Origin of the sequence: Corallococcus caeni, from assembly GCF_036245865.1 — a bacterium.
Taxonomy (GTDB): Bacteria; Myxococcota; Myxococcia; order Myxococcales; family Myxococcaceae; genus Corallococcus; species Corallococcus caeni.
This window is the reverse complement of record NZ_BTTW01000124.1, coordinates 1-316: the sequence shown is the minus strand read 5'-3', so window position 1 is coordinate 316 and position 316 is coordinate 1. Positions and strand designations below refer to the sequence as shown.

Annotated in this window: 1 protein-coding gene; it reads right to left on the bottom strand. The window is 70.3% G+C overall.

All coding sequences use genetic code 11. The features are described from left to right. A partial coding sequence (locus AABA78_RS39090; protein ID WP_338270631.1) for a hypothetical protein occupies positions 1-316 on the bottom strand: 316 nt, incomplete at both ends.

Here is a 316-nt window from a genome sequence, read left to right as displayed (position 1 = left end):
ACGGTGCTGGGGGTGGTGGCGGAGACAATCTGCCCGGTGATTTCCGTGCTGCCCTCCTGCTGGTAGGCGTAGGTGACGGCGGGAGAGGACTCACCCCGGCGCGTGACGCTGCGAAGCACGCAGTGCGTGCCGCCGTAGGGGTAGGGCAGGGGGAGGGAGACGTACTGGAAGTCCATGGCACCGGAGGAACCGGTGACGGAGGCCAGGTAGGGCACGCCCGAGGTACTGCCCGTCGCGCCCGCCTGGCACGTCAGGCCGGAAGGGGCGGCATAGGCCAGGGTGGCGAGGGTGACGTCCTTGGGCGAGACGATGCGGC